Annotated in this window: 5 protein-coding genes and 1 pseudogene; 4 read left to right on the plus strand and 2 right to left on the minus strand. The window is 71.4% G+C overall.

Annotation, left to right across the window (positions count from 1 at the left end):
• From FUT87_RS22465 to FUT87_RS22480, 4 genes and pseudogenes are all read left to right on the plus strand, one after another.
• A partial coding sequence (locus tag FUT87_RS22465; protein WP_147242448.1) for an alpha-1,6-glucosidase domain-containing protein occupies nucleotides 1-3369 on the plus strand: 3369 nt, incomplete at its 5' end.
• A 66-nt stretch (nucleotides 3370-3435) separates the two neighbouring features.
• Complete coding sequence (locus FUT87_RS22470; RefSeq protein ID WP_147242449.1) at nucleotides 3436-4032, plus strand: PEP-CTERM sorting domain-containing protein; 597 nt, start codon at nucleotides 3436-3438, stop codon at nucleotides 4030-4032.
• Between the two features lie 84 nt (nucleotides 4033-4116).
• Nucleotides 4117-5320: pseudogene (locus FUT87_RS22475) on the plus strand (pyridoxal phosphate-dependent aminotransferase).
• Nucleotides 5317-5748, plus strand: a complete 432-nt coding sequence (locus FUT87_RS22480; protein ID WP_147242450.1) for a thioesterase family protein — start codon at nucleotides 5317-5319, stop codon at nucleotides 5746-5748. The pseudogene FUT87_RS22475 and the gene FUT87_RS22480 overlap by 4 nt, the downstream one beginning before the upstream one ends.
• 9 nt (nucleotides 5749-5757) lie before the next feature.
• On the opposite strand, the gene FUT87_RS22485 is transcribed toward FUT87_RS22480, so the two are convergent.
• Both FUT87_RS22485 and FUT87_RS22490 read right to left on the minus strand, forming a co-directional pair.
• Nucleotides 5758-6063: a DUF971 domain-containing protein gene (locus tag FUT87_RS22485; RefSeq protein ID WP_147242451.1), complete on the minus strand. Its 306-nt coding sequence runs from the start codon at nucleotides 6061-6063 to the stop codon at nucleotides 5758-5760.
• On the minus strand, nucleotides 6060-6533 hold a 474-nt coding region (locus FUT87_RS22490; protein ID WP_147242452.1), incomplete at its 5' end, for a HEAT repeat domain-containing protein. The genes FUT87_RS22485 and FUT87_RS22490, both read right to left, overlap by 4 nt.

Genomic DNA, 6533 nt, shown 5'->3' on the forward strand with positions numbered 1-6533 from the left:
CTGGTCGCCTCGCCGGACGCGCCGGCCACCTCGCTGCGCGTCCACTACCGCCGCGCCGATGGCAACGCGGCCGGCTGGCAGATCCACACCTGGAACGCGGCCGGCAGTCCCAACTGGAACGAAGGCTGGAACGCCAGCGGGAGCGACGACTTCGGCGTGTACTACGACGTGCCGCTCATGGCCGGCAGCGGCACCGTCGGCTTCCTCTTCCACAAGGGCGACGAGAAGGACAACGGCGGCGCCGACCAGTCCCTGGTCCTGCAAGCCGGGGCCAACGAAGTCTGGCGCCTGCAGGGCGACGGCACGACCTACACCAGCAACCCGCTGGGCCAGCCGGCGCCCGACCTCACGACGGTGCGCGTCCATTACAAGCGCTTCGATGCCAACTACACGGCCTGGGGCCTGCATCTGTGGAATGGCAGCGGCCTGGACACGGCCGCCCTGCCCGCCGGCGTCACCATCGACCGCTGGAACCAGCCGGTCCCGTTCAGCGCGATGCCGGGGCACGCGCTGGGCAGCGACGAGGTGGTCTTCGACCTGCCGGTGCTCAATCCGCGGGACGACGCCAGCCGCAAGGGGCTGGAATTCATCATCCACGGCATGCCGCCCAACGAGAACGACAAGGACGGCCGCGACAACAACCTGCGCGTCGAGTTCGGCGCGCTGACGGTGCAGAACCGCGTCGGTCAGATCTGGCTGGTCGAGGGCGACGCCACCGTCCACACCGCGCCGCCGGACCTGCGCCAGGTGTCCAGCACCGATGCGCGCGCGGTGTGGCTCAACAAGACGCTGGTCAAGTGGCCCCGCGTCAGTGCCAGCGGCGGCGTGCGGCTGTACCACTCGGCCACCGGCCAGATCGCCGTGGCCGCCGGCGCGGCGGTGACGGGCGCCGACGGCTTCATCACCCTGGACGCCTTCACCGGCACCGTGCCGGAGGCCGCGGCCCGGCGCTTCAAGTACGTGGCCAGCGGCGGGGTCTTCGCGGTCCGCCCGGACGACATCGCGCGCCTGCCCGCCCTGCATCAGCAGCAACTGGTGCTGGCGCAGGTCGACGCCGACGGCCGGGTGCTGAACGCGACGACCGCCCAGATCGCCGGCGCGCTCGACGACCTCTATGCGGCCGCCTATGAGGTGCCCGACCTGGGCGCCGTCGTGGCCCGGGGCGGCACCAGCTTCAAGGTCTGGGCCCCGACCGCGCAGAACGTCCAGCTGGTGCTGACCACGCCGATCGGCGCGTCCCCGCTGACCCGCACGACGACGGAGTCCATGACCCGCGATGCCGCGACCGGCGTCTGGCAGCTGAGCAAGCCCGGCAGCCTGCAGGGGGCGACCTATCGCTACCAAGTGCAGGTGTTCGTCAAGGGCGTGGGACTGGTGCGCCAGCTGGTCGCCGATCCCTACTCGCGGGGCGTGACGCTGGGCGGGCAGCAGAGCGTGGTGATGGACCTCGACGCCGGCTCCACCAAGCCGCCCGGCTGGGACGCCGACGCGCCGCCGACGACGGTGAACGCGCCGTCGGACCTGAGCATCTACGAGCTGCATGTGCGCGACTTCTCGATCAACGACGCCACCGTGCCCGCGGCCCGGCGCGGCAAGTACCTGGCCTTCGCCGAAAGCGGCTCCAACGGCATGCGGCATCTGGCGGCGCTGGCCGCAGCGGGGCTGACCGACGTGCACCTGCTGCCGGCGTTCGACTTCGCCACCGTCAACGAGAAAGGCTGCGTGACGCCCTCGCCCACCGGCGCGCCCGACGGCGAGACGCAGCAGGCCGCCGTGGCCGCCACGGCCGCCGCCGACTGCTTCAACTGGGGCTACGACCCGCAGCATTTCTCGACGCCCGAGGGCAGCTACTCGAGCAACGCGAGCGATCCGGTGGCGCGGGTGGTCGAGTTCCGCCGCATGGTGCAGGCGCTCAACGCGGCGGGCCTGCGGGTGGGCATGGACCTGGTCTACAACCACACGACCTCGTCGGGCCAGAGCGCCACCTCGGTGCTGGACAAGGTCGTGCCGAACTACTACTTCCGCTACAACGCCAGCGGCGGCATCGAGCGCTCGACCTGCTGCGAGAACACCGCGTCCGAGAACCTCATGATGGGCAAGCTCATGATCGACTCGGCGGTCATCTGGGCGCGCGACTACCGCATCAGCTCGCTGCGCTTCGACATCATGGGCCACCATCCGCGCGCGGTCATGGAGACGCTCAAGGCCCGCGTGGCGCAGGCCGCCGGGCGCGAGGTGCAGATCGTCGGCGAGGGCTGGAACTTCGGCGAGGTCGCCAACGGCGCGCGCTTCGTGCAGGCGGAGATGCTGTCGCTGAACGGCTCGGGCATCGGCAGCTTCAATCCGCTGATCCGCGACGCGGTGCGCGGCGGCGGCTGCTGCGATTCGGGCGCGTCGCTGCGGGCCAACCAGGGCTACGTGAACGGCTTCTTCTATGACAGCAACGGCTGGAACGCCGGCCAGACGCGCGGCGAGCTGATGTGGCAGGCCGACCGGATCCGCGCGTCGATGGCGGGCTCGATCCGCGGCTTCCAGATGCAGACGAGCTGGGACGAGACCCTGCGGCTCGATCAGATCGACGTCGGCGGCATTCCCGCCGGCTGGGTGCTGGAGCCGGGCGAGGTCGTCAACTACGTCGAGAACCACGACAACCTCACCCTGTTCGACAACAACGTGTTCCGCCTGCCGGCCGGCACCAGCCGCGAGGACCGCGCCCGCGTGCAGGTCCTGGCCAGCGCGATCAACGCGTTCAGCCAGGGCGTGGCGTACTTCCATGCGGGCGGCGACACGTTGCGCAGCAAATCGCTGGACCGCAACAGCTACGACAGCGGCGACTGGTTCAACCGGCTGGACTGGACCTATGCCGACAACCACTTCGGCGTGGGCCTGCCGCCCGCGCGGGACAACGCCGACAACTGGTCCCTGGCGCGACCGCTGCTGGCCGACGCGGCGATCAAGCCGGGCGCCGCCGACATCGCCTGGACGCGCGACGCGTTCCGCGACCTGCTGCGCATCCGCAAGAGCTCGACGCTGCTGCGGCTGCGCACCGCGGCGGACATCCAGGCGCGGCTCAGTTTCCTGAACACCGGGTCGGCGCAGGAGGCGACGGTGCTGGTCGGGCGGCTGAACGGGGTCGGTTATCCGGGGGCCAACTTCGACGAGCTGGTCTACCTGATCAACGTCGACAAGACGGCGCACGCGCTGACACTGCCCGCGCTGGCGGGCCATGCGCTGGTGCCGCATCCGGTCCACGCGACCGGCGCGGACGCCCGCGCGCGCCAGGCCCGCTTCGACCGCGCGACCGGCCGCTTCGAGCTGCCGGCGCGCACGGCCGTCGTGTTCGTCGTTCCCGCCGCCTCCGCGCGCTGAATCCACACGCCGAATCCACGTGCTGAATCCAACCCCTGATTCCATCCGCTGATGAAAGTCCTCCCCATGACAAGCTCCCCTTCCGCAGCGGCCCTGGCCGCCTGGTCGCTGGCCGCGGTGATGACGCTCGGCGCCGCCGGCGCGCAGGCAACGCCGGTCGCCATCGACGTCAGCGGCGCGCAGAGCGTGGATCTGCCGGGCGATGCCGGCAACACGGTGTGGTTCGTCGACGTCGGCGCCTACGCGGCGCTGAACGCGCTGAGCTGGTCGGTCACGCTGGAGGCGTTCTCGCCGAGCGTGCTGTCGGAGATGCAGTTGAGCTTCGGTGCATCGAGCGGGCTGGACCAGATCACCTTCGCGCCGGGCGACGGCGACTTCCTCAGCGGCACGGCCAGCTACACGGGGATGCTCGACCTGCGCGGCCTGGGCGTGAGCGCCGGCGCGGACGGCCTGCTGCGCCTGGAGTTCAGCGAGGCCTTCAAGGACCTCGCGCCCGGCGTGGCCGATGGCCGCTGGCTGGGCGGCACGCTGAGCTTCGACGTGACGACCGCCTCGGCCGTGCCGGAGCCGGCGAGCCTGGCGCTGGTGCTGGCGGGCCTGGCCGCGATGGCGGGGATCGGTCCCCGCGTGGCCCGCCCCCAGGCGCCTCGCCGGCCCGGCTGATGCCGTCGGGGTGACCCGGGGCGAGCCGGCGGCGGTGCGCGCGCCAAAACTAGAATGGCGGCCGCACAGCACTTGCACCCAGCGATGAAACTCTCCGATCGCGTCCAGGCCATCGATCCCTTCTACGTCATGGAATGCGCCAAGCGCGCCGACGCGATCGCCCGCTCGGCGGTCTGCGATCCGGCGCAGGGCGGCCGGCCCATGATCACCTGAACATCGGCGAGCCCGACTTCGGCGCCAGCCCCGCCGTCCGCGAGGCCGCCGCCCGCTTCACCGCCGCAGGCCGCATCCCCTACACCCATGCCAACGGCCTGCGCACGCTGCGCGAGCGCGTCGCCGACTGGTACCGGCAGACGCAGCGGCTGACGATCGATCCGGACCGCATCGTCATCACCGCCGGCGCCTCGGCCGCGCTGCAGCTCGCCTGCCTGGCGCTGTTCCAGGCGGGCGACGAGGTGCTGATGCCCGACCCCAGCTATCCCTGCAACCGGCACTTCGTCGCCGCGGTCGATGCGACGCCGGTGCTCATTCCCTCCACCGCCGCCGAGCGCTTCCAGCTCAGCCTGGACCGCCTGCGGCCGCACTGGACCGAACGCAGCCGCGGCGTGCTGCTGGCCTCGCCGAGCAACCCGACCGGCACCTCGATCGCTCCGGAGGAACTCGCCCGCATCCACGCCTTCGTGCGCGAGCGCGGCGGCGTCACGATCGTCGACGAGATCTACCAGCCGCTGAGCTTCGACAGCCGTTATGCGCGCAGCGCGCTGGCGCTGGGCGACGACGTGGTGTCGATCAACAGCTTCTCGAAATACTTCGGCATGACCGGCTGGCGCCTGGGCTGGCTGGTCCTGCCCGAGGCGATGGTGGGCGCCGTCGAGAAGCTCGCGCAGAACCTCTACATCTGCCCGTCCACGATCGCGCAGCAGGCCGCCCTCGCCTGCTTCGAGCCCGAGTCCATCGCCGAATATGAGCGCCGTCGCGAGGAACTGCGCCGCCGCCGCGACCTGGTCGTGCCCGCGCTCGAGGCCATGGGCCTGCCGGTGCCGGTGCCGCCCGACGGCGCCTTCTACGCCTGGGCCGACGCCTCCGGCACGGGCCTGGGCAGCTGGGACCTGTGCATGGACCTGATGACGCATGCGCAGGTCGCGCTCACGCCCGGCCGCGACTTCGGCCCGCCGCCTTCGGCGAGCGCTTCCTGCGGCTGTCCTTCGCCTCCAGCATGGACGACCTGCGCGAGGCGCTGGCCCGCATCCGCGTCCGCCTCGACCAGCTGAAGGCCCGCGCCGCATGAACGCCACGCCCGACGCCGCGACGACGCCCGCCCAGTCCCCGACCTTCGAGCTGGAGTTGAAGGTGCGGGACTACGAATGCGACATGGACCATGTCGTCAACAACGCGGTCTACCTCAACTACCTGGAACACGCCCGGCACGAGCTGCTCGAAACCCGCGGGCTGAAATTCGGCGAGCTCTCCCGGCGCGGCATCAGCCTGGTCGTCACCCGCGTCGAGATCGACTACAAGGGCTCGCTGGTCAGCGGCGACACCTTCGTCGTGCGCACCACGCTGCGGCGCCAGGGACGGATCCGCTTCCTGTTCGACCAGACCATCCATCGGCGCGCGGACGACCGCCTCATGCTCAAGGCGGTGGTCACCGGCACCGCGTTGAACGCCAAGGGCCGGCCCGAGTTCCCGCCCGAGATCGAGCAGGCCTTCGGGTAGATCGGCGCTTCACCGGCTGTCGCCCGCCTCCGAGGCGCCCATCTCGCGCAGCAGCGACCACGGATAGATGCCCCGGTCGTGTCCGTCGCTGAAGCTCAGCCGCAGCGCGTAGTGCCCTACCAGTTCCGCCTGACTCAGCGCGACCTCGGGGTCCCCGGCCGATGAGACCGCGCCCTTCAGCGCCGCTGCCCTGCAATGCGCGCAGCGGCAGGCCGCACGCAGGGTCGAAGCCGCCAGCACGAGCTCGCCATCCGGCCAACGCAAGAGCAGATGGCCGGCGTGGAGCTCGACCGCCTGGGGCGCGCCGCCGCTCATGACAGGCGCTGGCGCGCCAGCCTCGCAGCCTTGCGCACTTCCGGATCGGGGTCGGCGTCGGCCGCCTCCAGCGCCGGCAGCGCGCGCGGGTCGCCGATCTCACCCAGGGCGATCGCCGCCTCCTTGCGCAGGTTGCCAGCGCGATGGGCCAGCGCCTCGATGAGCACCGGCAGCGCCGCCACGTCGCGCAAACGGCCCAGCGAGCGCGCGGCGCGCAGGCGCACCTGCCAGTACGCATCCGTCATCGCCTGCCGCAAGGCCACGGCGGGTTCGGTGGTCCCGCTGCCTTCGTTGTCCGAGCTGGCTTCACCGGCGTCGATGGCGCCGTTGACGTCGTTGGCTGCGCCGGGTGCGTTCGCCGTGCCGCCTGCGTTGACGGCGTTGATGGCGTCGGCATCACTGCCATGGCCGATCGCGATCTGGCCCAGCTTGCCCAGCGTCGTCGCCGCCTCCTCGCGGACTTGCCATGC

Source organism: Mitsuaria sp. TWR114 (genome assembly GCF_007997345.1).